Origin of the sequence: Leptolyngbya cf. ectocarpi LEGE 11479, from assembly GCF_015207065.1 — a bacterium.
GTDB classification, from domain to species: domain Bacteria; phylum Cyanobacteriota; class Cyanobacteriia; order Phormidesmidales; family Phormidesmidaceae; genus Leptothoe; species Leptothoe ectocarpi.
Genome location: NZ_JADEXP010000050.1, coordinates 1 through 25,086 on the forward strand (window position 1 = coordinate 1; position 25,086 = coordinate 25,086).

General features: G+C 49.7%; 22 protein-coding genes. 13 read left to right on the forward strand and 9 right to left on the reverse strand.

Translation table 11 applies throughout. The features are described 5' to 3' along the window. Window positions 1-107 precede the first annotated feature (107 nt). Entirely contained in the window at window positions 108-1,277 is a 1,170-nt protein-coding gene (gene bioF, locus IQ260_RS08050; RefSeq protein ID WP_193992469.1) for an 8-amino-7-oxononanoate synthase, read from the forward strand. On the opposite strand, the gene IQ260_RS08055 is transcribed toward bioF, so the two are convergent. Continuing rightward, window positions 1,274-1,501: a hypothetical protein gene (locus IQ260_RS08055; protein WP_193992471.1), complete on the reverse strand. Its 228-nt coding sequence runs from the start codon at window positions 1,499-1,501 to the stop codon at window positions 1,274-1,276. The two genes, bioF and IQ260_RS08055, sit on opposite strands and share 4 nt — an antisense overlap. A gap of 53 nt (window positions 1,502-1,554) precedes the next feature. On the opposite strand from IQ260_RS08055, the gene ribD reads away from it, so the two are divergent. Beyond that, entirely contained in the window at window positions 1,555-2,667 is a 1,113-nt protein-coding gene (gene ribD, locus IQ260_RS08060) for a bifunctional diaminohydroxyphosphoribosylaminopyrimidine deaminase/5-amino-6-(5-phosphoribosylamino)uracil reductase RibD (RefSeq protein ID WP_193992473.1), read from the forward strand. Window positions 2,668-2,689: 22 nt separating this feature from the next. On the opposite strand, the gene IQ260_RS08065 is transcribed toward ribD, so the two are convergent. After that, a complete protein-coding gene (locus tag IQ260_RS08065) occupies window positions 2,690-3,049 on the reverse strand; it encodes a thioredoxin family protein (protein WP_193992475.1) in 360 nt (119 codons plus the stop codon). Between the two features lie 369 nt (window positions 3,050-3,418). After that, window positions 3,419-3,820 carry a hypothetical protein gene (locus tag IQ260_RS08070; RefSeq protein ID WP_193992477.1) on the reverse strand — a complete coding sequence of 134 codons (402 nt, stop codon included), beginning with the start codon at window positions 3,818-3,820 and terminating at the stop codon, window positions 3,419-3,421. A 173-nt stretch (window positions 3,821-3,993) separates the two neighbouring features. Here IQ260_RS08070 and gntT point away from each other — a divergent pair, with 173 nt between their 5' ends. From gntT to IQ260_RS08105, 7 genes are all read left to right on the forward strand, one after another. Then, window positions 3,994-5,340, forward strand: a complete 1,347-nt coding sequence (gene gntT / locus IQ260_RS08075) for a guanitoxin biosynthesis MATE family efflux transporter GntT (protein ID WP_193992479.1) — start codon at window positions 3,994-3,996, stop codon at window positions 5,338-5,340. Between the two features lie 14 nt (window positions 5,341-5,354). Then, window positions 5,355-6,134, forward strand: a complete 780-nt coding sequence (locus IQ260_RS08080; RefSeq protein WP_193992481.1) for a TIGR00297 family protein — start codon at window positions 5,355-5,357, stop codon at window positions 6,132-6,134. A gap of 144 nt (window positions 6,135-6,278) precedes the next feature. Beyond that, window positions 6,279-7,451 (forward strand): phosphotransferase enzyme family protein, encoded by a 1,173-nt coding sequence (locus IQ260_RS08085; protein WP_193992483.1) that lies wholly within the window; start codon window positions 6,279-6,281, stop codon window positions 7,449-7,451. Window positions 7,452-7,591: 140 nt separating this feature from the next. Further along, the gene (locus IQ260_RS08090; protein ID WP_193992485.1) at window positions 7,592-8,116 is read left to right on the forward strand and encodes a DOMON-like domain-containing protein; all 525 of its coding nucleotides are present in this window, start codon (window positions 7,592-7,594) and stop codon (window positions 8,114-8,116) included. Between the two features lie 92 nt (window positions 8,117-8,208). Continuing rightward, the gene (gene thrC, locus IQ260_RS08095) at window positions 8,209-9,570 is read left to right on the forward strand and encodes a threonine synthase (RefSeq protein WP_193992487.1); all 1,362 of its coding nucleotides are present in this window, start codon (window positions 8,209-8,211) and stop codon (window positions 9,568-9,570) included. 273 nt (window positions 9,571-9,843) lie between these two features. After that, window positions 9,844-10,497 carry a hypothetical protein gene (locus IQ260_RS08100; protein ID WP_193992489.1) on the forward strand — a complete coding sequence of 218 codons (654 nt, stop codon included), beginning with the start codon at window positions 9,844-9,846 and terminating at the stop codon, window positions 10,495-10,497. Between the two features lie 121 nt (window positions 10,498-10,618). Then, window positions 10,619-10,771 (forward strand): hypothetical protein, encoded by a 153-nt coding sequence (locus tag IQ260_RS08105; RefSeq protein WP_193992491.1) that lies wholly within the window; start codon window positions 10,619-10,621, stop codon window positions 10,769-10,771. A gap of 55 nt (window positions 10,772-10,826) precedes the next feature. Here the strand turns inward: IQ260_RS08105 and IQ260_RS08110 are convergent, their stop codons facing one another. From IQ260_RS08110 to trpS, 3 genes are all read right to left on the reverse strand, one after another. Continuing rightward, window positions 10,827-12,383: an AGE family epimerase/isomerase gene (locus IQ260_RS08110; protein ID WP_193992493.1), complete on the reverse strand. Its 1,557-nt coding sequence runs from the start codon at window positions 12,381-12,383 to the stop codon at window positions 10,827-10,829. 114 nt (window positions 12,384-12,497) lie between these two features. Further along, on the reverse strand, window positions 12,498-13,475 hold the full coding sequence (locus IQ260_RS08115; RefSeq protein WP_193992495.1) for a methylenetetrahydrofolate reductase: 978 nt from the start codon (window positions 13,473-13,475) through the stop codon (window positions 12,498-12,500). A 100-nt stretch (window positions 13,476-13,575) separates the two neighbouring features. After that, entirely contained in the window at window positions 13,576-14,586 is a 1,011-nt protein-coding gene (trpS, locus tag IQ260_RS08120; protein WP_193992497.1) for a tryptophan--tRNA ligase, read from the reverse strand. A 141-nt stretch (window positions 14,587-14,727) separates the two neighbouring features. On the opposite strand from trpS, the gene trmFO reads away from it, so the two are divergent. Continuing rightward, complete coding sequence (gene trmFO, locus IQ260_RS08125) at window positions 14,728-16,119, forward strand: FADH(2)-oxidizing methylenetetrahydrofolate--tRNA-(uracil(54)-C(5))-methyltransferase TrmFO (RefSeq protein ID WP_193992499.1); 1,392 nt, start codon at window positions 14,728-14,730, stop codon at window positions 16,117-16,119. Between the two features lie 48 nt (window positions 16,120-16,167). Beyond that, entirely contained in the window at window positions 16,168-17,097 is a 930-nt protein-coding gene (locus tag IQ260_RS08130) for an alkaline phosphatase family protein (RefSeq protein WP_193992501.1), read from the forward strand. 12 nt (window positions 17,098-17,109) lie between these two features. On the opposite strand, the gene IQ260_RS08135 is transcribed toward IQ260_RS08130, so the two are convergent. Beyond that, window positions 17,110-19,599, reverse strand: coding sequence for a DAHL domain-containing protein (locus tag IQ260_RS08135; RefSeq protein ID WP_193992503.1), 2,490 nt, complete (start codon window positions 19,597-19,599; stop codon window positions 17,110-17,112). Between the two features lie 804 nt (window positions 19,600-20,403). Here IQ260_RS08135 and IQ260_RS08140 point away from each other — a divergent pair. Together IQ260_RS08140 and IQ260_RS08145 are read left to right on the forward strand one after the other, a co-directional pair. Beyond that, entirely contained in the window at window positions 20,404-21,429 is a 1,026-nt protein-coding gene (locus IQ260_RS08140; RefSeq protein ID WP_193992505.1) for a hypothetical protein, read from the forward strand. Between the two features lie 222 nt (window positions 21,430-21,651). Further along, on the forward strand, window positions 21,652-23,070 hold the full coding sequence (locus IQ260_RS08145) for a fibro-slime domain-containing protein (protein WP_228015709.1): 1,419 nt from the start codon (window positions 21,652-21,654) through the stop codon (window positions 23,068-23,070). A gap of 153 nt (window positions 23,071-23,223) precedes the next feature. On the opposite strand, the gene IQ260_RS08150 is transcribed toward IQ260_RS08145, so the two are convergent. Both IQ260_RS08150 and IQ260_RS08155 read right to left on the reverse strand, forming a co-directional pair. Continuing rightward, the gene (locus IQ260_RS08150) at window positions 23,224-23,610 is read right to left on the reverse strand and encodes an alr0857 family protein (RefSeq protein WP_193992509.1); all 387 of its coding nucleotides are present in this window, start codon (window positions 23,608-23,610) and stop codon (window positions 23,224-23,226) included. 673 nt (window positions 23,611-24,283) lie between these two features. Next, window positions 24,284-25,086 (reverse strand): CD225/dispanin family protein (locus IQ260_RS08155; protein WP_193992511.1); only part of this gene is annotated, 803 nt, incomplete at its 5' end.

Consider the following 25,086-nt stretch of genomic DNA (forward strand, 5'->3'; position numbering starts at 1 on the left):
GTGGGCCGGGATGAATCCAATATTATTGTTGTGCGCTTTTCTGAAAGAGGCGTTAGGGTTTCAGGAGACCCCCATGCCTGGATTCCGATATCAGCTCGGCGCTGATAATGTCGGCATCTCAACGTTCGACCGGTCCCTACGGGTGGATTACAAAATCGTTGCAAACGCTGCATCGCGCTGACTGGTATCGTCAGGTGCAGCCGATTGATGGCAAAGGCGGTGCAACAGTTAGTATTGACGGCCACACCTATCTAAATTTTGCGAGTAACGACTATTTAGGACTGGCGGCAGACCCCAGATTAGCCGCCGCTGCGACCGCTGCGATCGCAACCTACGGTACCGGCAGCACGGGCTCCCGACTCCTGAGCGGTCAGCGCCCTATCCACCGCGAGTTAGAACAGGCCATCGCTCAGCTTAAGGGCACCGACGATGCCATTGTTTTTAGCTCCGGATACTTGGCCAACCTGGGCACCCTGGCAGCCCTGGTCGATCACCGCGATCTGATCATTGCCGACCAGTACAATCACTCCAGCCTGCAAATGGGAGCGCGTCTGAGCGGCGCTACCGTAGCCGTCTATGAGCACAATGACTTGGAGCAGCTGCAGCAACATCTGGCGCTGCGCTCCCAGTATCGCCGCTGTCTAATCGTCACCGACAGCGTATTTAGCATGGACGGCGACCTCTGCCCGCTACCCGAGATTCTCGCTCTGTCTGCCCAGTGGGATGCCATGGTACTGGTGGATGAAGCCCACGGTACGGGAGTGTTAGGAGCAAACGGCGGTGGTGCCGTAGAGCTGCTGGGCTGTCGTCATCGGCCCCTGGTCCAGGTGGGCACCCTGAGCAAAGCCCTGGGTAGTCTGGGAGGCTATGTGACCGGCTCTGCTGAGCTGATCGATTTTTTGCGCAATCGGGCCGCTACCTGGATTTACACCACCGGACTGTCTCCAGCAGCGGCGGCGGCGGCTAAAGCTGCGATCGCTATCCTGGCCCAAGAGCCTCAGCGGCTAAACCAGCTAGCTGATAACACTGCTTACCTGCGCCAATGTCTAGACCAGCTGCAGATTAGCTATTTACCCTCTGAGTCTCCCATTGTCTGCATCCCCGTCAAAGACGCTGCCACCGTCCTTGCCCTCGGTCAGCACCTCAAACAACAGGGAATCCTGGCCTCAGCGGTGCGGCCGCCAACGGTCCCCACCAGCCGCCTCAGAATGACGGTGATGGCCACCCATACAGCACCCGATATTGATCAACTGGTGAGTGGGATTCAGTCTTTCTAATTCTCCAAATCCTCAGGCATTACCCACTTTCTCGGCTCTGTTGCCCGAGCGATCATCTTCTTGCGCACGGCCTCGTCAGCCATTTCTATCATTTTGTCGAGGGACGTATTTTCAATAAAGCTAGAGGCCTGTTGGGTATACCCTTCGTTGGGACAGTCATCGCCTTTAATACAGCCGTTAACACATTCCACAGCACAGTTAACGGTAGGGTTCTCGGTAGTCATGGGATGATTCTAATTATTCTTTTCTCTATGCAAAATTTTAGACAAATTTGCCCATGATTTCACAGCCTGATCCAACTGGTGATGCCCCCTTGCCCCCCAATGCAAACCACAGTATGGTCATGCGTCGCTGTTTGGCGTTAGCGGCCAGGGGAGCCGGTCAGACCACACCCAACCCGATGGTGGGTGCCGTGATTGTCAACAACGGGCGGATTGTCGGTGAGGGCTTTCATCCGCAGGTGGGACAGCCCCATGCAGAAGTATTCGCCCTCCAGGCCGCCGCCGATGCGGCCCAGGGAGCCACCCTCTATGTCAATCTAGAACCCTGTAACCACATTGGCCGCACCCCACCCTGCACCGAGGCGGTTCTACAGGCTGGCATTACCACCGTAGTGATTGGCATGCGAGACCCCAACCCCAAAGCTAGCGGCGGCATTGAGCGTCTGCGTGCCGCTGGTGTGGAGGTCATTACCAATATAGAAACAGCGGCCTGTGAGCGTTTAAACGAAGCCTTTATTCGTCGGATTCGACACCATCAGCCCTTTAGCATTTTGAAATATGCCATGACCCTGGACGGCAAAATCGCCACCGACACGGGCCATAGCGCCTGGGTCACTAGCCCAGCATCACGACGGCGGGTGCATCAGCTCCGTAGCCAGTGCGATGCCGTTGTTGTCGGGGGGAACACGGTTCGACAGGATAATCCGCAGCTGACGAGTCATGGGGTATCGCACCATAACCCCCTCCGAGTGGTTATGAGTCGCGGTCTCGATCTGCCCACCAGTGCTAATCTGTGGCAAACCGAGACGGCTCCCACAGTCGTGTTTACAGAAGCGTGTACGCCTCCATCGTCCCTGCCCAGTCATGTGGAGGTAGTTTCTCTCCCTAAGCTCACCCCCCAGGCTGTACTCGACAACCTGTATCAACGGGGACTGTCCACGGTTTTGTGGGAATGTGGGGGAACACTTGCCGCAGCGGCCCTCAGACAGCAGGTGATCCAAAAAATATGGGCCTTTGTGGCTCCCAAACTAGTTGGCGGCAGCCAAGCACCTACCCCCATTGGTGATATGGGAGTTACAGAGATGTCAGCCGCCCTGGCTCTGCGCGATACAGAGCTTGAAAAAATTGGTCCCGACTGGCTGATTCAGGGGTATTTAATACACAGCTAGGAAAAGTCCTGCTGCCCCGACATCAGCCATCTCTCATCCTTGCTTTAACCCTGACCCCTGACCCCTGACGACGCATCAGTGAATCAAGCGCACGCGCAAATTCGTCTCGATTGCGCATCACATCAAAGCGCTGTAAGACCTGACCATGCTCTAAAAACAACAGGGTGGGCAGCGTCTGCAAACGATACTGATTGGCTAGCTTGAGATTCTCATCCGCATTGATGTCCACAACATACACCCGGTCTGACCACTCTTGCTGAAATCGGTTCAGCAAGGGAGTAACCCGACGGCATAACCCACACCAAGGTGCCCAGAAGTGGACTAAGACCGGCACAGGCGAAGCTAGCACAAAGCTTTCGAAGTTATCTTCAGTGATTGTCATTGATATTTGGTTATTGTCAGTATTGATAAAAGTCTTTTAGTATTTCTAATCTTATTAAGGAAGCCACGATATAGAAAGGGCATCACAAATCTATTGTGAACCTTTCATAACAAAAAAGACAGTGTGTGAACACTAAAAAAGCTACAGATGTGAGCTCGTACGTACTTAAATGCACCAGCTCTCTGTGAGATTGTCCTCAAATGCTGAGAAGCCAGTCACAGATAGAGATATTGGACCATTAATGATGATGTTTGTACAGGTTTTTGGGTCTCAGAAACATCCTCAAAACGTTAATTAATGTGTAGCCGTTGTATTTTTTGCTACGGTCCCTGGATCGTATTGCTTGTGTCCGAAGACATTTCTGGTGGACTATGTCTGGCTTTGCATGTCCTGCTCAATGGCATCAAGGGTTTTAATGATGAGGTTTTTGGCTTCTAGTTTCCATCCCCAGGACTGGATGCCAAAGGCCAGATAAAAGCCAACCGCCGTAGCAATAAAATCTAAGGGCTGCTGCATGGAGATGCCAAATAATAACCCCAGACCGCCAATGCCCCAGAAAGGCAGCGCTATCATCTGGCGGTCACGCTGGACCATTTTGGCAAATATATGGGTGGGAATATCTGAGAGTATCTGTGCTTTTACGTCTTTTTGCTGGGGGTATGGTACGGTCAGCCCCACTTTAGGACGCAATTTTTCTATTTTGCGAGCTTCTGTACTGTATTGAGTGAGCTCGTCCTCTGCCATGGTGATGAGCTTGTCGATGGAGTTCATAAAACTACTGGGTTGGTTGTGGGGGCTGTGTTAGGAACATGGATCAGATTTATTTACGCTGGTCAATAGGCTTTTTATGGGACAACATTAATGTTTAATTAAGTATTATTAATTTACGACAGTGGCGTAACTCTCGGCAATTGGCTGAACTTCGCTGACTTTCCTTTGTGTCCATGGTTTCTGCTATCCCAGAAAATTACAAAACCTTCTTGCCTCGGTTTTACCGGCTGGCAGTTGTTGGCATGTTTTCCAACATGATGGTGCCCTTAGCCGGTCTGTGCGACACGGCGTTTTTGGGTCATCTGTCCGACATTAACTACCTGGCCGGGGTGATTCTGGGCAGTATTTTGTTTGATTATCTCTATCGGATTCTGAAGTTTCTACGTAACAGTACCAATGCTCTAACGGCCCAGGCGGTGGGTGAAGATGATGCTACTGGGGTGTTAGTGGCTGTATTGCGATGTGGTCTGGTGGCGCTTGCGATCGCATTCGTCATTCTGTTGTTGCAGTACCCCATCCATCAGTTAGGGTTCACCATTTTGTCGGGTGCGCCTGAGACGGAGCAGGCGGGTCTAGCCTATTTCAATGCCCGGATTTGGGGCGCGCCTGCCGTTTTGCTCAATTTTGTTTTGATTGGTTGGTTTCTGGGGCGCGAAAAAAATGGGGTGGTCTTTGTGATCTCCCTAATCGCCAATGGATCCAATGTGCTACTGGACTATGTGATGATCAATCGCTGGGGCTGGGAGAGTGCCGGTGCGGGTCTGGCCACTGCCCTGAGCCAATATTTGGGACTGGTGGCAGGGCTAATCGCCATGGCCTTAACGATCGACTGGGCCTGGTTCAAACCGGCCCTATTCCAGGTCTTAGACCGTCAGGCATTAGCCTCCACCCTAATTCTCAAAGGCAATATCCTGGTGCGCTTTTTGGCCCTGATATCGGCCTATTCTATTTTCACCAACCTGAGTGCCACCTTTGGTACAGCGTCCTTAGCCGAAAATGGACTGCTGCTGCAGATTGCTCTATTGAGCCAGTTTACGGTGCAGGGCGTGGGCATGACGGCCCAAACCTTGATTGGCAACTTTAAGGGGCAGGGATGCACGAACCAATATTTGCCCGTGCTTAAAACCGCCGTGCTGAGTAGCCTGATCATTTCCCTGGGGTTTGCCTTGTCAGTGGTGGTCTTTCCTGAGACTATGTTTGCCTTGCTCACCAGCCATCGGGAAGTCAGTCAGGCCATGGGCAGCTATGCAGCCTGGTTAGTGCCGCTGCTGAGCATCACATCCGTGGCTTTTATGCTGGAGGGCTACTTCATCGGTCTCAAGGAAGGGGCGGTGCTGCGTAACGGTGCCCTGCTGGGCTTTGGTCTGGGGTTTACCCCTTTCACCCTCCTAGCAATGCATCTGCACAGTAGCTATCTGTTATGGACAGCGTTGACGGCCTATATGACCGTCTTGATGTTGTTTTTGGTGTACAAATTGGTAAAGACACCGTTGGCTGCCCCGACGGCAATATCATCGTAAGGAAAAACCGGCCCATGACATGGCAAAATCCTTGGCTGGTAGCGCTCGGCCTAAATACAGTGCTGGTGGGGTTAGCGTTTGTTAGTCCCAAAAAGCTTCTCACCCCCATGGGGTATTTGCACGCCTGGGTTTTAGGGGTGATTATCTGGGGCTGTCTGGGCTGGCAGGCCTATGGGGTTACCCTAGTGTATTTTGCCGCTGGGTCAGCAGTGACTAAGGTGGGTTTTGCAGAGAAAGCTGCAGCCGGCATTGCAGAGGAGCGAGGCGGCGTGCGAGGCCCTGGCAATGTGTGGGGGTCGGCGCTAACGGCGGCCATCTGTGCCCTATTGGCAGGGTTAACAGGGGTGACCGCCATATCAATTGCGGGTCTGTCTAATGCCCAAGTGACACAGCTACTGATTTTAGGATTTGTGGCCAGTTTGAGTACCAAACTAGCGGATACATCAGCAACGGAAATCGGTAAAGCCTACGGCCAGCGCACATTTTTAATCACAACGCTACAGCCAGTGCCTCGGGGAACAGAAGGAGCGGTGAGTCTAGAAGGGACGTTGGCGGGTGTGGTGGGCTCACTGATCCTGGCCGTTGCTGCTTGGGGGTTGGGGTTTATTCCCGCTATCGGCATTGGTATCTGTGCTGTTGCCGCGTTTGTGGCCACCACCATTGAGAGTTTGATTGGGGCCACCCTGGAAGATAAGCTCCCCGGTCTCACCCACGATGTGGTGAATATTATTAATACGTTGATTGGAGCAGTGGTTGCGATCGCGATCGCCCTAGCGGGCCAATTTACCCTCTAGACCACCCTGATCTGTTTACCCAAGGGCGGTAGCACCCAACATCAACTCTTCTAACACCGTTGATAGAACCTTCTTATGGGCTCTCCGGTTTCTTTTTGGGGAGGGTGAAAGTATGATTACCCAAAGTTTTATCAGACGAATCCAATGCTCTCCGAGGCTGCGCCGCCTAAATCCTCAACTAGCGATCCGGATACTCGCACGCATATTGCCCAGCAGTTTGTGAGTGACGCGACTATACGGACGATTCGTCCCCTGGGAAGTGGCAATATTAACGACACCTATCTAGTCGAACTAGCCGGGACAGACCCGCCATTTGTACTGCAGCGTATCAACACCGAGGTGTTTCCCCAACCACACCAGGTGATGGACAATCTCTGTCAATTTGCTAGCCATGCCCACCAGCGGTTAACCCAGACCCCCTTCAATCGTCGCTGGGAAGTGCCAACTGTTTTGAGAACCCAGACAGGCCACCATCACTGGGTAGATGCTCGGGGCAACCTGTGGCGAGGGCTGAGCTTTGTCCCTGACACCACTACGTTTAACACCATTCAAGACCCAGACCATGCCACCGAAATTGGCTATGGCCTCGGTTGTTTCCACAGTTTGCTTAGCGATCTGCCCACCGCCCGCCTGGTGGATACCCTGCCGGGCTTTCACGTCACGCCTCACTATCTCAGCCAGTATGACGCTGTCGTTGCCCAGACCCTTAGCCAGGGCCGTTCTCTTTCCCTCGAAGAACATCGCTGCTGCCAACTAATTGCCACCTACCGAGGGCGATTATCAATCCTAGAAGATGCCAAAAACGAAGGGCGTTTACCCCTGCGCTCCATCCATGGCGATCCTAAAATCAACAACATTTTGATCGACACGGCCACGGGGCAAGCCGTCAGCCTGATTGATCTAGATACCGTTAAACCGGGTCTGGTTCACTATGACATTGGTGACTGCTTGCGTTCTAGCTGCAATCCGCTGGGAGAAGAAACCCATCAGTGGCAGGCTGTGACCTTTGACCTGGAGCTGTGTGTGGCCGTATTGCAAGGGTATCTCTCCGGCGCTAGCCATTTTCTCGATGCCATCGAGTACGACTATATCTATGACGCCATCTGGCTGATTACCGTTGAGCTAGGGCTGCGCTTTTTTAGCGATCACCTGGCGGGGGACATTTATTTTAAGACGCAACGGCCCCAGCATAATTTGCAACGGGCGTTGGTCCAATTTCAGCTAGCTGAGAGCATTAGTGCTCAAAAGCAAGCTATTCAATCCGTAATTGCACAGTTAAAAGCTGATTACTGTTCTGACGCTGGTTGTGCTGCGTAGAACTACTTGATACATACTGGGTGTTGTGAACTCAGTACACGATCACTGTAAGACCCCTGCCGGATCGTTACAGCGGCCCGCTGCTGAGCAACAGTGCTTTTATTCCCATTCATTGTGAGTTTGTTCCCTAGAAAACATCTATGGCTATACCGTTTTCACTAAAACCCTTCGAGCCGATATCTGATTTAGTGATTTCTGGCCGGGTTGTGCGATCGCAATCGTCCTTGACTGTGGAATACACCTTGACCGGAGCCCTTGACGACCTGAAAGTTCCCCCCTCAGAGAATGAGGCCCCCAGTCGCCGCGACAATCTGTGGGAAAAGACCTGTTTCGAAGTATTTATCGGTCTGCCTGGTTCTCCCCGCTATTGGGAAGTCAATGCATCGCCCAACGGGGACTGGAACGTGTATCGCTTTGATGACTATCGCCAAGCCATGGTGGCTGAACCCGCTTGCAAAGGCGTTGCCAGCACCTGGTTACCCTTAACCAAAGGCTACTATTTAACCTTAGAACTCCCCATCAACGATTGGCTAGCTGTCGATCAGCCCCTAAAAATAGGGGTGAGCACCGTACTTGAAACTGACAGTATTTCCCACTGGGCCTTAGTCCACCCTGGTCAAAAACCCGACTTCCACTGTCGCGATAGTTTTAGCCTTGAAATTTAGCAACGGATTGTTCTTTGATTGTCAGATTTGTCTGTTGTTGAACATCTCAATGGACCGTATGATCAGACGAGTCAGTCCACCAGAAATCACCAATGTTGTCAGCTGTTGAGTCTAAATCGAGCACAGATAGTCAGACAGTCTATTTTCGCTGTATTGCGGGCTGCTCTGCCAAGCACTCAATCTTTGACGTAATCTACACCTGCCCATCCTGTGGCAGCCTGCTTGAAGTGCACCATGAGCGCGAAGCGTTAAAGCAACGCAATGCCTCCCAATGGAAGCAGCTGTTTGAATCGCGAGTTGGCACAACGACATGGCCCCACGGCAGCGGTGTATGGGGAATGCGGGAGTGGGTCATTCCTTCGTTGGCTGACGAAAATGTAGTCAGCATGTTTGAAGGCAACACCAACTTATTTTGGGCTGAAAGACTGGGCAAACAGCTGGGTGTCCCCGATCTATGGATTAAGCTCTGCGGTAACAGCCACACCGGTAGCTTCAAAGACCTAGGTATGACCGTTTTGGTCAGTGTAGTTAAACAAATGATGGCCCAGGGCAGCCCGGTCAAGGCCGTTGCCTGTGCCAGTACCGGTGACACCAGCGCCGCTCTGGCGGCCTATGCGGCCTACGCCGGTATTCCAGCCGTTATTTTCCTACCTGCAGGCAAGGTCAGCACGGCCCAGCTGATCCAGCCGGTGGCGAATGGTGCCCATGTACTCGCGTTAGATACCGACTTTGATGGCTGTATGGAAATTGTCAAAGACGTTACCCAAGACAATTCCATCTACCTGGCTAATTCGATGAACAGCCTACGCATCGAAGGCCAAAAGACAGTCGGCATCGAAATTGTGCGACAGTTTGAATGGCAGGTGCCCGACTGGATCATTATCCCAGTGGGCAATCTTGGCAATATCAGTGCGCTCCACAAAGGGTTCCAATTAATGATGGACCTGGGGCTGATCAACCGCATGCCCAGGCTAGTCGCAGCTCAAGCAGCCAAGGCCAATCCTTTCTACGAGTCCTTCAAAAACGGGTTCAAAGAAAAAATTAATGTAACAGCTCAGCAAACGTTAGCCAATGCCATCAGGATTGGTAACCCCGTCAGCTATGAAAAAGCCACAAAAGCAATCGTAGAAACGGACGGCATTGTCGAACAGGCAACCGAAAACGAACTGGCAGCAGCGGCGGCCCATGCTGATTTAACAGGGATGTTCACGTGTCCACACACGGGTGTTGCTCTGGCCGTACTGACTAAGTTGATTAAACGTGGCGTGATCAAATCAAGTGATAAGACGGTGGTGATTAGTACCGCCCACGGTTTGAAGTTCACTGACTTCAAGGTTGGCTACCACGAATCGACATTGGCAGACGTGACCAGCCAGTATGCTAACCCTGCCGTACACTTACCCGCTGACGCCGATGCCGTCAAAGCTGAAATTAGTAAACGGCTCGCTCATTAGGGTTCAAAAAGAAGTGACTTGTGGAATTGATACCGCTCCCAGTGAAGTCCTAATGGCAGAGGCTGAGATCATGCTCACTATCGTGATGGCATAATCTAACAAAACCCTATCGGTAACCGTCCCACGAACAACGTTGACTGAGCGGAGTCGTATAGCCCTGTGGGCATGGGCAAGCCTAACGCGAAGCGTCTTCTTGGGAGTTGCCAACTTTCACGACCAGCGTCTCCTTCGACTTCGCTCAGGAGACGCTTACACTTATCAGGAGACAGTGCAATGGATAGTAAACCCTTACTGAGATTTTTTCGGTACTCGTTTTACCTGGTTCTAGTCTGTGGTTTGCTCTACCTCTTGATTCCAATAAAACCTCTCACCTTTCAGGTTTTGTCCTTTGACGTTGTTATTCGACGGCTCTCAGTATTAATTATTGTGGCCCTATTTTTAGAACGAGCCCTGGAAGTTTATAAACTGTCCTATTTTTCTCAAAAAAAAGAATGTCTGACAGCTCAGATGAGGCAGCGCCAGCTGGAGTTAGATGCTCTATTGTTGATGAGTTCTGAAGATATTTCTAAGAGTGAAGCCGTACAGGAGAGCAAAGAGCGTCTTTTCAAGGCGGAAGAGAACCTGCAAGTCCATCAGGACTATACGCGTCAGAGCATTTTACAGGTAGCGATCGCGTTTGCTCTATTATTAAGTGCGGTAGGCCTGCGGTCTTTAGAGGGCATCGTGCAATATCCTTTGCCCGAGACTACCCCAGAAATCTTTCGGCTTTATTTATTTAGAGTATTAGATGTATCTTTGACAGCAGGTTTAATTGCCGGGGGCAGTGAGGGGCTTCACAGCATTATCAAAAAGCTCTATAGCTTTTTTCCCGATGCCTCTCAACAGGTAATTGATTCTCTACAGGCTATTCGAAAACGGCATATTTAGGAATGAGAATTTAATTAGGCTCTAGAAGCGTTTCATGGAGTGCCTCTTCAGGCGACTGAAAACACTCTCGAACCAGAGACTTTGGAGGACAATATTACAGAGATGTTGATACAGTAAGACAATGCCGTTAAAATCTGTTTTGGGTACGGTGGTGCGAGGTCATGGTGTGGCGTCAGGGGAAGGGGGAGATCCACGTTTTCCTGGTGGCATGTCCCTAAAGCTAGAGCTAGATCTCAGTCAGATACTGGTGCTGCATCAGGATGAGACTCCCTAGGAATCGTAAGGTGTGCTGTAGCTCAGAATCGCTCAAAGAGAACAGCCGTACTTGCTTATTGTATTTCTGAAAAGTTTACCCGGTAAATTATTGAGGCATCTGGCTGAGGGAAAAGCACAATCTCATTGATCTTGCCCTGATAATAGTAAGGGTGAATGGTATCTAAGTCGGGCATTTGCTCAAATGCGTAGTAAAGCACGGTTGGTTGTTCGTGTAACTGACTAGATGTAATGTATCCAACCAGGGCATGTTCAAAAGAATGGTAGCCGTTTTTCCAGGGCCATTGTTTAGGAAAATCCTGAATTGGTTGATCGGTAGACGCACTGATATTATTCCAAACCTCACCGAATTGTGGATCTACAAAATAGTTGAACCAATAATCGTACGTTTCGGTAAGATACGCTGTCAGAGTTGGATCTGCTAACGCCAAAGAAGCTGTGAACTGGTCTAGTTCAGAATGAACCCACCAAGACCTTTCTTCATTAATTGTGCCATTCGAAAAAACGCTGGATGCCCATGTACCTGGCTCAGCCAAATACGCCCGTTCTAAGACCCTGGGGCCGTTATTCATCGAAAAATCCACTAGGGATTGTTCATCACTGAGTAAGCCAATCATGCGTAGGAACCACATGGTTTTGATCGTGTGGCCAAAGTCGGTTTCTGGTGGCAGTTTTGGGGTGTGAGGAGATAAAAGAAATAGATTCTCTTCTGGCGAATAGAACCGACTCAGCATGATCTCCGATAACATCAGCAGATCTTGGGTCCATTCTGTTTGCTCGGCCTCGGGTAGAATCGGCGTGAGCAACATCATGTAGGCATTGAGCTGATCTAGCTGAGCGGTTAGGGATTGATCTAAGGCGTTACCCCATTCTCCATCCTGTAGCTGCCATTGCAAGAGACCTAGCTCAGGATTGTAATAGGTATTGAAAATGTACTCTTTTAGAGCCAGTATGTCTGGCAATATTTCTGGATCGCGAGTCAGGTAGTAGTAGTACCCGATGCCCATAAGAGCATAGGCTTGTTCTTGGGCATTGCGATAGTCTAAGGCCGGTTCCCAGGACTCACTCTCAGCACTCCACCAGCTATAGGCACCACCAGCTTCGCGGTCTAAGGCATGTTGTCTAAAATAATCTACGCCTGCTTTGGCATAGTCTAAGTATTGGCGGTTTCCTGTGAGTTGAAAGGCAACTCCATAGGTGTAAATCTGTCGCGATAAGGCAACAACATACTGGTCATTTTTAAGCAGCCAATCATCCTCTCCCTGAATTTCTGGACAAGGGTTGTCTGGGTTCACTAACGTGCCATCGTCACAGCGAACGGATGGAAAGTTGCCAATGGGGTTACCCAGGGCAGTAGGTGAAGTCCAGAAGGGTAGTAAATCCTGTTGGACATGGTCTAACCATTGTTGTCCAGTGGGTAGAGCTGTTGCTGCTTGAGCCGTATTGCTGGTGCCATCCTTAGGAACAGTGGCGGCTAGAACTGAGGTTGAATAGAGCGGCTGAAAAGATTTTAGAGACGTTGTTGCGGGAATACCATCAAAAGGTAATAGGCCTAGCGGCAATGCTAGGGCAAATGCCCTGATGTTTGAGTGCCATACAAACGGTTGGTTCATCTCTAAAAGTGCCCAAACACATCAGTGCTTAGACGCTGATGTGATAATAAAAGTTGCTGCCTCAGAACATTGGCTCCGTTTAGCCCATAATATCCGTAGCTCAGTCTCTAGCTTCTAAACCATGGCCCAATCTTGCTGACTGGGTGCTGTTTGACTGGCTCCGTTAGTAGCCTCGCCATACACGGGTTTCACACCGGCTCGGTCTAAAATCTCTGGAATTAAGTCTTCGCGACGGATGGCCATAATGTGGACGCCCTGGCAAAGGCTCTGGGCCAGTTTGACTTGTTCGGCAGCAATGGCGATGCCTTCCTTGAGGGGGTCTTCTGCGGCGGCTAGCCGATTGATAATGGTATCTGGAATATGCACTCCAGGTACATTGCGATTGAGAAAGGCGGCATTTTTGGCGGACTTGAGCAGAAAAATACCGGCTAGGATGGGTTTTTGGGCCGGGGTGGCAATTTGGGTCATAAATTTGTCGAGACGGTCAAAGTCGGAAATTAGCTGACTTTGAAAGAACTGGGCTCCAGCTTCGACCTTACGCTCAAATCGCTTTTGTAAGCCTGACCAGCTAGGACTTTGGGGGTCTACAGCGGCTCCGGCAAAAATATCCAAAGGGCCATCGGGCAGTTGCTTCTGGTTGAGATCAAGGCCCTGGTTGAGTTGGCCAATGGTGCGCAGCAGTCGCACAGACTCTAGGTCGAAGACACTGCGAGCCTTGGGGTGATCCCCGGCTTTGACCGGGTCGCCGGTTAGGGCTAGTAGATTACGAATACCGAGGGCGTGGGCTCCCATCAGATCGGCCTGGAGGGCGATGCGGTTGCGATCGCGACAGGCCATCTGACAAATGGGCTCAATCCCAACCTGCTGGAGCAGCACCGCCGCTGCCAGCGAGGACATGCGCATTACAGCGCGGCTGCCATCGGTAATATTGACACCGTGAACCCGTCCTCGCAGCTGCTGGGCCATGGCGATCATATGGCTGGGGTCGCCCCCTTTGGGGGGCATGACTTCGGCGGTGATCAGAAACTGGCGGGTTGCGATCGCAGACCGCAGCAGGGAAGGAGCCGACTGGGAACCGTTAGTAATTGTCATAAAAAAACTTAGAAATCAGTATCTTAGGATGGCTAACTAAAGCTGGGGGGCAGTAAATGGGTATTGATGGTTAATGGATAGTTAATGTTAAAAGAGTAGCCTACAGAGGTTTGGCATACCCCAATGCTGTTTTCACCTTAGCCAGGGTGCCATCAGCAATTGCGATCGCTTTTTCATTGCCCTGTTTGAGTACCGCCTCTAGATATCCCCGATCGTCTAGCAGGGCCTGATATTTTTCCTGGATTGGCTGGAGGGCTGCGATCGCAGTTTCAGTTAGCAGTGGCTTAAACTGTCCCCAGCCCATCTCTGCACATTCAGCCGCCACAGCTTCTTTCTCTTTGCCTGATAGCAACATATACAGCGTCAGCAGATTATTGCACTCGGGTCGTTCCGGGTTACCAAACTCCAGCCCTCGCATGGGGTCGGTCTTACACTTTTTAATCTTTTTCTTGATTAGCTCCGGTGTATCCCCAATGTCAATCCGGCTCAGTTCAGACGGATCGGACTTAGACATTTTCTTAGTGCCGTCGGTCAGGCTCATCACCCGTGCTCCGTCGGCGCGAATCAGAGCGTCTGGCACCTTGAGCACCGGCTCCTTCTTTTTGCCAAACTGGTGATTGAGCCGTGCTGCAATGTCGCGTGTGAGTTCAATATGCTGTTTTTGATCTTCGCCCACAGGCACAAAATCCGGCGCATAGAGCAAGATATCCGCTGACTGCAGCACAGGGTAATCCAACAGGCCAACGCTGACGTTTTCCCCCTGTTTCACCGCCTTTTCTTTGAACTGAATCATCCGCTCTAGCCAATTTAAGGGCGTAATACAGTTAAATAACCAGGCCAGTTCGCTGTGGGCACTGACATGGGACTGAACAAAAACCGTTGAGCGCTCTGGATCAATACCGCAGGCTAGGTAAGCAGCGGCTACTTTATAGGTGTTTTCCGCCAGCAGCTTTGGATCGTGGGGAACGGTAATGGCATGTAAATCTGCCAAAAACAAAAAGCAATCGTATTCATCTTGCATCCCCACCCAGTTACGAATTGCGCCGAGATAGTTGCCCAAATGTAAATTGCCAGTAGTTTGAATGCCTGAAAGAATACGCTTTTTAGTCATGAATTAGGTTTGGGAAATAGAGAAAAAGATAAACGGTGATGAGCGGCGACGTTGACGGCTTCTAAAAGATTCTATCGGACCTTCGAGGGTTTCTCGTTTCTCAACGCCAACCTACAATAAAAATCCTGCAATATTTCCGTTATGTCTGATCGACCCAACCACCCTATCCACGTTATCGGCGGCGGCCTGGCCGGCACTGAGGCTACCTGGCAGATTGCCCAGGCTGGTATTCCTGTGGTGCTGCACGAAATGCGTCCTGTAAAGCTGAGCCCCGCTCATCACTCAGAGCATGTGGCGGAGCTGGTGTGTAGCAATTCCTTTGGGGCGAAATCAACGGATCGGGCCTCGGGACTGCTCCATGAGGAACTGCGACAGCTAGGCTCAGTGGTGATTTCCAAAGCCGATGACCATGCAGTCCCAGCAGGCGGTGCCCTGGCGGTGGACCGGGGGGTATTTAGCCGAGACCTGACGAAAACCCTGGAGCAGCATCCGCTGATTGAGCTGCGGCGAGATGAGGTGACGGCCATTCCCACCGATAGCCCGGTGGTACTGACCACTGGCCCTCTGACCAGCGATGCCCTGGCGGCTGACCTGCGCCAGTTTACCGGCCAGGACTACATGAGCTTTTTTGATGCGGCCAGTCCGATTGTGGTGGGCGAATCTATTAACCGGGATGTGGCCTTTATGGCCTCTCGCTATGATCGGGGGGAAGCAGCCTATCTCAACTGTCCAATGGACCGGGACCGGTATCTAACCTTTTGGCAGGCGCTGTGTGCGGCAGAGCAGGCGGAGCTGAAAGACTTTGAACAGGAAACGGCTAAATTTTTTGAGGGCTGTCTGCCCATTGAGGAAATGGGACGTCGGGGGGAGGACACCATGCGCTACGGCCCGCTAAAACCGGTGGGGCTGTTTGATACCCAACGCCATGGAGCCTTTGATGCGCCGGGAAATAAGGGTAAGCGACCCTATGCGGTGGTGCAGCTACGCCAGGAAGATAAGGGCGGTCAGCTGTGGAATATGGTGGGGTTTCAGACTAACCTACGCTGGGGCGAGCAAAAGCGAGTGTTTCGGATGATTCCAGGTCTGGAGGAGGCGGAGTTTGTCCGCATGGGGGTAATGCACCGCAATACGTTTATTAATTCACCGGAGCTGCTTAGTAGCGCGCTGCAGTTTCATCAGCGGACCGACCTATTTGCGGCAGGACAGCTGGTGGGCACTGAGGGCTATACGGCCGCCTGTGCTGGCGGCTGGCTGGCGGGGACCAATGCAGCCCGCTCAGTGCTAGGCCTACCGCTGGTGGCGCTGCCGGTGACCACCATGATGGGGGCCATGTTTGACTTTATTAGTTCGGCAGAACCCAAGCATTTTCAGCCGATGCCACCGAATTTTGGTATTTTTCCGGCACTGCCTGAGCGGATTCGTAATAAGCGAGAGCGGTATGGTAAGTATCGCGATCGCAGCCTTAACGATTTTCACTCCTGGGCCAATACCCATCAAATCAAACTTCATCAACAGGTGCTGGCCACCGCATAGGAGCGCAGGAAACACCACCCGGCAGCGGCCACGGCCCAACCATAGAAAATGAACAAAAGCCGCTTTATTCTAGTGTTTTTGGATGGCCTGGGTTTGGGGCCTGCCAGCCCCCACAATCCCCTGAGCGATCCAGCGACCATGCCTCGGGTGCAATCCCTATGCGGCACCCCATGGTTGTCTGGAGCCCATGTCCAGCGCCCACATTTTTTGCTCAAGCCCATTGATGCCACCCTGGGCGTTCCTGGTTTACCCCAAAGTGCCACCGGTCAAACCACCCTCTACACCGGACACAATGCTGCCAAATTTCGAGGCCAGCACCAAACTGGGTTTGCCAATGGTTCCCTACGCCAGCTGATTGAACCCCACGGACTGTTTAAGCGGGTGCTAGCTCAAGGGGGAACCGCCACCCTGGCCAATCTCTATTCCCCCGCCTATTTTGAAGCCATTGCCCAGCGACGGTGGCGCTACTCGGTATGTACGCTGCTAAATATGACCGCAGGGCTGCCCTTTCGCATGCAGTACGAGTACGAACAAGGCAAGGCTCTTTTCTGGGATATTACCGGCGAGATTGCCAACTCTCGAGGCATTGCCCAGGCACCCATCACCCCTGAACTTGCAGGCAACTATCTAGCCACCTTGGGCAATCACTACAGCGTTACCCTGTTTGAATGCTATCTCAGCGACTACGCAGGCCATAGTCAAATTTACAACCAGGCCATTAGCGTGCTGCAGCGTATCGATCGCTTTCTTGCCGCCGTAATCAATCACTTAGCAGTCGATACCACTCTCATTGTTGTGAGCGACCATGGCAATGTAGAAGACCTATCAACTAAGCGCCATACTTTGAATGCCGTACCACTTTGGGTCGTCGGCCCCGCTGCCCAGGACTTTACCCAGGTACAGGATCTAACCGGCATTACCCCCACTATTCTGGCTGCACTTGCACCCACTGCCACAAACACAGTTCAAGTCCCGTAGATAGCAACTCTCCTAATTCTCAGCATAGCAGTAGGAATTTTTCTGTTGGGGGTCAGGTCTATACTTGTTGAGAATAGACAAAAGATTCTGCGGGTTCACAGGCTTAGATAAATAATCCGTTGCCCCTAGGGAGTAACCCAAGTCTTTATCGGCCTGCATAGTTTGTAAAATAATCGATGTCCTCGCAAGTCTTGGATTTTCCTTAAGGGTTCTAATGACTCTCCATTCATTAGCTTCGGACATCATCAAATCCAAAAGAATAATGTCTGGCTGAAGCTGATCGGCCATCTTTAACCCCTTATGGTTGTTATGGGTCAAAACCACAAAATAACCTTGGCTAACAAGGGTTTTCCAAACTAGTTCGCAAGTTTTAATATCACTATCAATCACTAATACACAGGCTGAGCAGGGAGCCATGATTGAGGAAGCTATTGACTGCTCAAAGGTGAGTTCGGCTAAGCTTTCATTATCTTTAAAATTTGTATTTACGCTATTAGCATCCTCTTTTTTCGGTTCAGCAGCTGTTAATTCTTGAACAGTCTGAGGAATTTTTAAGATAAATGTAGTCCCTTGGTTAACCGTACTTTCAACATTGACGGTGCCACCCATCATTTCGATAAACTGCTTGGTGATAGTAAGACCTAGTCCAGTCCCCCCATATTTTCGGGTTGTTGAAGAATCGGCTTGGGCAAATGCATTAAAAATCTTCTGCAGCTGGTCTGGCATCATGCCAATACCGGTATCCTCAATGCGAAACTCAATCCAGTTGTCCTTCGCATTACTGTAGGTACTCACACTAAGCGTAATGGTTCCATTCTGGGTGAACTTACTTGCATTGCTCAATAAGTTAAACAGACTTTGGCGCACTTTGATTGGATCCGCATACATCTTGTCAATGTCATCAGAACATTGAATATTTAAAATATTGTTATTATTTGCGATTACAGGCTGCATGGTCGAGAGCACGTCCTTCACCAGAGGAATAATCGCAAAGGTTTCTAAATAGAGTTCCATGTGCCCCGCTTCCACCTTGGAAAGATCGAGCACATCATTAATTAGACCTAGCAAATGTTTGCCAGCGCCCTGAATCTTTTGAAGCTCGGGAATAAAATCATCCTGACCTAAATCTTCAGCCTCTTCTTCGAGCATCTCACTGTAGCCAATGATGGCATTGAGTGGCGTACGTAGCTCATGACTCATATTAGCTAGAAACTCGCTCTTTGCCTGATTAGCCTGTTCTGCTTTTAGCCGCTCAATTTCTGCTTTTTGCCGAGCGTCATCTGCTTTTTTTAAAGCCTCGTCATTAGCTTCAAGGCTCAAGGCCAGCTGGAATTCTGCTTTTTTGCTATTACTAATATCCTGCCAGAAAACAGAGAGACCATCGATACTAGGTTTAAGCTGGAATTCGAGCCAGCGAGACTTGGATGAAAATCGAGTTTCAAATGTAATGATCGATTGTTCATTCACAGCCTGATGATAGTAGTGCTGTTTATCTTGTCCCAGCTCTGGGGGAAATATGCTCCAAAAAAGATTGCCTACTAACTCTTCTGGCTGTTTTTCTAAATCTTTAGAAGCGTTAGCATTAACGTGGGTGACAACCCACTCACTATCAACTTTAATAAACGCATTCTCAATACTTTTGAGTAGGGTGCTCGTTATGTCTTCAATTTTGCGGGACTGATTTGACAATATTAGGTAAGCGGTACCTCCCAGCATGCTGATAAACCAGACGGTAGCGGCTATCTGAAAGAGTCTGGCCCGTGTAATTGCACCCTGGTAAGCTGTTGTATAAATATGAGATAGGTCTTGAATCTGTTGTGTACTCTGGGTTGCCAATACTGCTTGAGTCAGTTGATCAACCTGTTGTTGACTAGCTAAAACGCTTCTAGCGTAGATTAACGCGCTTTCGATATCACCATTGTTAATGGTTCCCTGATCGATTAACGTTTGGACCTGGGTGATTTTGTTCTGGATCTCAGGGATCAGTGTTTCATCAGAGGAAGCGGTATAAAATAAAATTTGCTCAAAGAGTTCTGTGAGCGTCTGATCAGCCGGGGTTGGGGAAGGCGGTTTCCGCTCCTGCTGAATTGCTCTGATTAAAACAGACAGACTAGATAGGGACTTTTTTAATAACGTATCTTTTTCTTGAAATTTCTGTGCTAGCTGTATTTTTTTTGTAAATATTTCGTCGCTGTGGCTTAAGGTGGCCTGAAGCTGCTGAGTATTTTTACGACTTATAAAGTTGGGAATATCCTTCAGGTCCTGTTGCAGCTGCTGTACCTGCTCTAACTCCTCGATTAACGGGTCATAGGACGTTTTTAACGTTTGTCTTGCTGCCAGCAGGGTTTGATTAATGGTCAAATCGTGTTGCAGCTGCTCTGATAGGTGCTCCTGGTATCTGAAATGATCATCCTTGGCAATGGATCGACCTTTAGCTATGAGCCCTAGCCAAATCAGCAGCGCACCAACCGCAGCCGCAAGTACGATCGGTTTATTCTTCATCCTTCATTTCCTGTGAAATTAGCGGTTAGCTTACACTGAAGAGGCTGATAGCTGACTGTTTGTGCCTGAACATGGCCTAAAAGATATCTAATCATGATGTTTACGCCTGAGCACAGGTGTTCAGGCAAGCATCGTAAAAGCCAAGTTGATTAAAAACTACGCCATACGATAGAAATTTGAATAAATACAAATATAAATACGGATAGAGGCAGCGATGATCTGGACAAAATGAGTATATCCGTGGCTAGAGCGTAATCGTTGCGTATGAACTCTGGCCCCCATATCGAAGCTTACACAACCTTTGACTTTGGTAACACATGTTTTGTCTTGCTTCTTGCTCTTCTTTGTTATCTATTAAGCGTTCGAAAACACGTTGTTTTGCAGGCTATTTTGTTATTCTGAGCTATTAAAGCTTAAATTCTGTTGCTAGCTGTAGGAGATGCTAGGGATTAGCAAAACTGCCTTGAGAAAACTCTATCTATCAAGTAGTTTTCTTTAAAATTTCTTGAAACGGTTCAAAATAGCTGGTTTAAGAAATGTAAACAAATTAAGTGATTCTTAAGCTCTGGGCTTGATAATCTATAACTATGATTCAAAATATTCTGAAGTCCATACTAAAGTTCAGCTACCGCTCTGCGTAGTGTCTAGTTTGTGTAACCGGACTAGGGCTGTCGCTACGGTTTAACTGTTGAAGTTAGGCCAGGCTTGGTTCTGCACTTGCTGTTAGATCAACGATGTGTCAGTGATGGCTGTTGTTGACGGAGTGGCTTGTGAATATGTCAACGTTATTCCAAGAGGCTAACAATGTTTGCCAAATCTCCCACAGAGACATCTGCCTCCCAGGAAACTAGTCTGCCTCAGGTTGTTCAGTCAGACTCCCCCTCTTCATTTTCCAAAGCTTGGGCGATCCGCTATGTTCGGACCGTTAACCAGCCCCTCCCGAGTATAGCCTTTACTGATGAGCGTGAACTGCGGGCTGCAATTGCTAAAATGCTTCACCAGACGTTGCGACCTGTTAGTGCAAAGGCCTGGAATAAAACTGAACAGCTGCTTTCCCACGAGGTGGTCAGACATCAGCTACATCCCGATATTATCGATCCGTGGGCAATTGCTGGAGATGTTTTTCAGATATTTGATAAAGCCTTTGATAGTTACGCCTCGTTTGTAAACCCAGAGCGTTTTGCTGTTAATATCGCGCCGGAACTAGGGTCCATCCGGGCAAAATTCACAGCTGTAGACCCTCGAGTAATTGGTTTTGTCAGTATGCAATTCCACTACACGGGGGAACTCCTTTTGGAGTCTCTTGACCCTGAACAACAGGGGGTATTGCAGCTTTATTTTAAGGCTATTGACGATCATCTTTATATGCCATTGCAGAGAGCCTATGATGCGGCTTCACTGTATCCCTATGCATCGCCAGAGTTAAAGGTGGTTCGTGCGCTACTGCCTAGTAGTAGTTTGATTGCCCAGCGGGTTGTCTCCCAAGTCTTAGATGCTTTTCCGAATCACCAGTGTTACACTGGCCCTCTACAATCGCCCGTTGTCAGGGCGTCTAGTACCCGAGATGCAGAAATGTTTCAAACCTATCTTTGGGTATGTTTATTGGAGAAAAATACGAGTGTTGTGCAGCAGGAATTATTTCCCCTCTGTGTGATGCTCTATCCCACATTTAATGTGAGGTGGGAGCTGGTTCGCTATATGCTCAGGCTATTGCAACGTGAGTTCGGTCAGCTGCTCACGTCCAGTGAGTTTGCCCTGTGCTTGCCTCACTTTGATTTGCTTCAAACTATTTTCTCTGCAGAGGTGGTGGAGGCCGTTCATAGTCATTAGGCCACTGCAAGATAGGACTGTGTCTGCTACATCTGTAGTCTTTAAAAAATTACATACATTACTGTCTGGAAAGATTGCGATCGCAGCTGTATGAAAATACACCAGCGTTGCTGATCTTCGGTATGTATTAATCTTGGAGCCTTGGCCATATGTGCCAGAGCAGACAGAGCCATGTCCGAAGTCAGCAGCCAACCACCTGCTATTCGGAATAAGGAAGCTCCTATGACACAGCTCACATTGTCTGGAAAAATCCGCGACTTTAAAGATAGCCATGCTGATTTCGAGCATGTTATTGCCGCTGAAAAAAATATTGTTGAACCCGTACTAGGCAATGATCGCAAGCCTGTTTATAAGGGCGGTAAGGGCGAGACCACAACCAGTAAAGAGAACTTTGACCAGTGGTTTCGAGATGCTCAGGAGGTCAACCTGGGTAAACGGCTAGATATTGTCCTAAAAGACGATGATGGTAATGGCGTCTTTACCTTCAACGACCAGAAGTTTTTTCCCATTGATAATGAACTGTTTGGCAATGAAGGGCGGAAACACAACTATCATTTCACCTATGAAATTCATTCCGAATTTACCTATCAAGGGACTGAGAAATTTACATTTTCCGGGGATGATGACCTGTGGGTATTTATTGACGGTAAGCTTGTGATTGACCTCGGTGGCGTTCACAGCGCGCTAACAGGGAGCATTGACCTCAACCTGCCAGCGGGCACAACTCAGCTGAATAAGTCCCTATCCTCCGGTGAAACCCTGGTTCTAGACAAAGGCAAGAACTATTCCTTTGATCTATTCTTTGCAGAGCGTCATACAACGGAATCCCATTTCCGAATTGACACATCGATGCTGTTAAAAACATTGCCCATTGCCACGCTGCTGGTGGAGGATGCCGAAGCAAAAGAGAAGCCCAGCGACATGGGGTGTTTTCGGATTGTCTTAGATAAACCCGCAGAAACCGACACCACTGTGCAATACAATGTGGGTGGAACGGCAACGTCAGGGACAGATTATCAAACGCTTCGCACTGGCAGCATCTCCGCAGGAGAGACATCGGTTAAAATTCCTGTCAAGCCGATTTTGGATGACCTAAAAGAAGGGACAGAAACGGTTGTTTTGACACTACTGCCTGGTAAAGGCTATGAAGTGGGTGACCCTGAAAGCGGCACAGTGACCATCGCTGACTATGTACCGCCAACACCGGTCATCTGTATTAAATCACCCGATCCTAAGGCAACCGAACCCCGTAAGGGAGAAGTCTGTATTGATACCGGTAAGTTTTTGATCTGCGCTGAGGAGCCTGTGGCTAAAGATACGGTCATTTGCTACACGGTTGGCGGCACAGCAACCGAAGGCAAGGATTATAAATCAATTAATCGTAGTGTTACCCTACCCAAGGGAGAAACGGAGGTGTGCATTGAAGTGACGGCTTTAGCTGATGCCGTTGACTGTGAAGAGGATGAAACAGTGGTGGTGACGCTACAGCCTGGAAACGGCTATGCATTGGGGGATTGTTGTGTGGCTAAGGTTGCGATCGCAGAAGCTCCATCCCAGCCGCCAAACTACCTGCTGATATGCTTAGTCCTGCTCTTTTTGGCTATCTGTGGGTTCTGGATTTTTCTCTATGGTGCAGCCTAACATCTAACGTAACCTGTAGATGCCAGGTCTGGCCCACCCTCTCAGTGCGACAATATTTCCCTTAGGTGGGAGATATTGTCGCACTATAGAGCGACTGTACGTCAGGAAAATAGAACCTAATTGACTTCTTGTTCCCAAGTTTCCCTGCGATCGCTACATAAAATAGGTTGTCTGTCGTTGGGTTACTTGCCATAGCCAATAAATCAACCGTTCACTTTCGGGTGTGAGCACTGTCATAAAAGTGCCCAACTCAGCGTTGGCGTCCTTAGCTATCCAAGTACCTTTGAGACTGACTTCAATAAATTCATCATCGATGTTTGTCAAAGCAATAGCATCGGTGAGATTTGTTTCTAACATAGACTCAAGGTGCCTGATGCCAGGCATCTCTCCAGAGAGTAAAACCGTTGCTCGAATCGATGATAGATGTAAGGTTTCCCCCATGTGAACCGCTAACATAACTTGCTGGATCGCAACGGCATCGAAGGATGCTGTTAGCTGTTCAAGAAACACCCCGTCATCGGTACAGTTTAGTTTCAACATGGCTGACAATCTCCATCGGCGATTTGAACCCGAGTCTTTCCAGGCCTGTTCCGGCAAGACTGCTGCTGGATACAGAAGGTGATTGGGATCGTCGCTTGAGTTGTATGTTGGCAACGTTTCAGGTTAATTCGTACCATGGTAAATAAGTAGGTCTGAAAAAAAGTATTTCTGGTCAATATGGGGCAATACGTGTTTATACGGTCGAAATTTCATGGCTAAGCGCCTTTAGGCTCTAAAAATGCTTACAAAAAAGTGGCCCTCGCTTCTGGAACTGGGAAGCAGAGGCCAAAAATCTGAGCTGGGAGCCGGGTCTAAATAGTTAACATGACCAACCACCCCAAACATTAGGGATAGGATTGCTGCCGTTTGCTCAAGTAAAAATGCCATAGCAGCCTGGCGGCCACAGCTCTCCAGGGCCGCCAGGCCAAGCTCATGACCTGTGCTTCATCCGATGTGGGTCTTGGGGGATTGATCGCGTTGGATCAGGGCGTTTACGCCTGCTTGTAATGTTTGAGGTGTGAGCTGCTCCGGCATTCTGGGGCCAGGGATGGTCTGGTATGACTGTATGACTCACTGACACCTTATAGCGGTTAGACACAGCCGTACAGACGTTCCCATGGAACACCTCTGCAGACACAATTTTTGCATCTTACAAAGGCCCTACTGAATAAAATCACTGAATAAAATCGTAGTCAATCGCCCGTGCCGTTCTTACCGGTGGCGCTGGCTCATTTTGAATTGCTTGAATGGCTGTATACCCCAGGGGTAGTGAGGCCAATAAACACATGGTGCCCGTACCGACCAGAGATAGCCGTCTGACAGCCCTGGATGCACGCAGAGCATCGGGATATTGTCCCTGCTGATAAAACCGTTTTACCTGGCTAGCATACAGTAGGGCGGTCACACCGACGGGTGGAAAAGTGACGATGGCAGCTAGGGCGGTGGGCCAATGGCTGGGTGGACAGGGCTGATCTTTATAAAGGTCGTAGCTTTGTTCCCACTCAGGACTACGGACGTCGCCGACATAGCCAATCAGGGTAAATTTTGTGATATCTGAAAGCTCTAGGGGCAACAGCAGATCGCGGATCTGAGTGGGGAGGCTAAAGTAGCTAATGCCATTACCGACCTGGCGCTTGAGTGAGATTTTAAGGGTTTTACCCTGCTGTTTAATGGATACTTCGATGGGTTGTAAAGCCTCTTGGAGTAGGTCTTTAACAGCAGCTAGCCGATCTGGCTTGGCAATTTTGGGCACACGTTCAGATAAGGAGGCATCGTTGAGGGTGGCCAACTGCCAGTCCGCCATTGCTCCATCCATGTCTCCCATGTGCTGTTTTACATGGCCTCGCTCAAGATATACAACAGCCAAGTTGGGATTTATTTCTAGAGCTTGGTTAAAACTTGCTAACGCCGCTGCGTTGTCCCCAACCTCACGTTGAACTAAGCCCAGCTGATAGTGGGCGTCAGTATAGTTAGGAT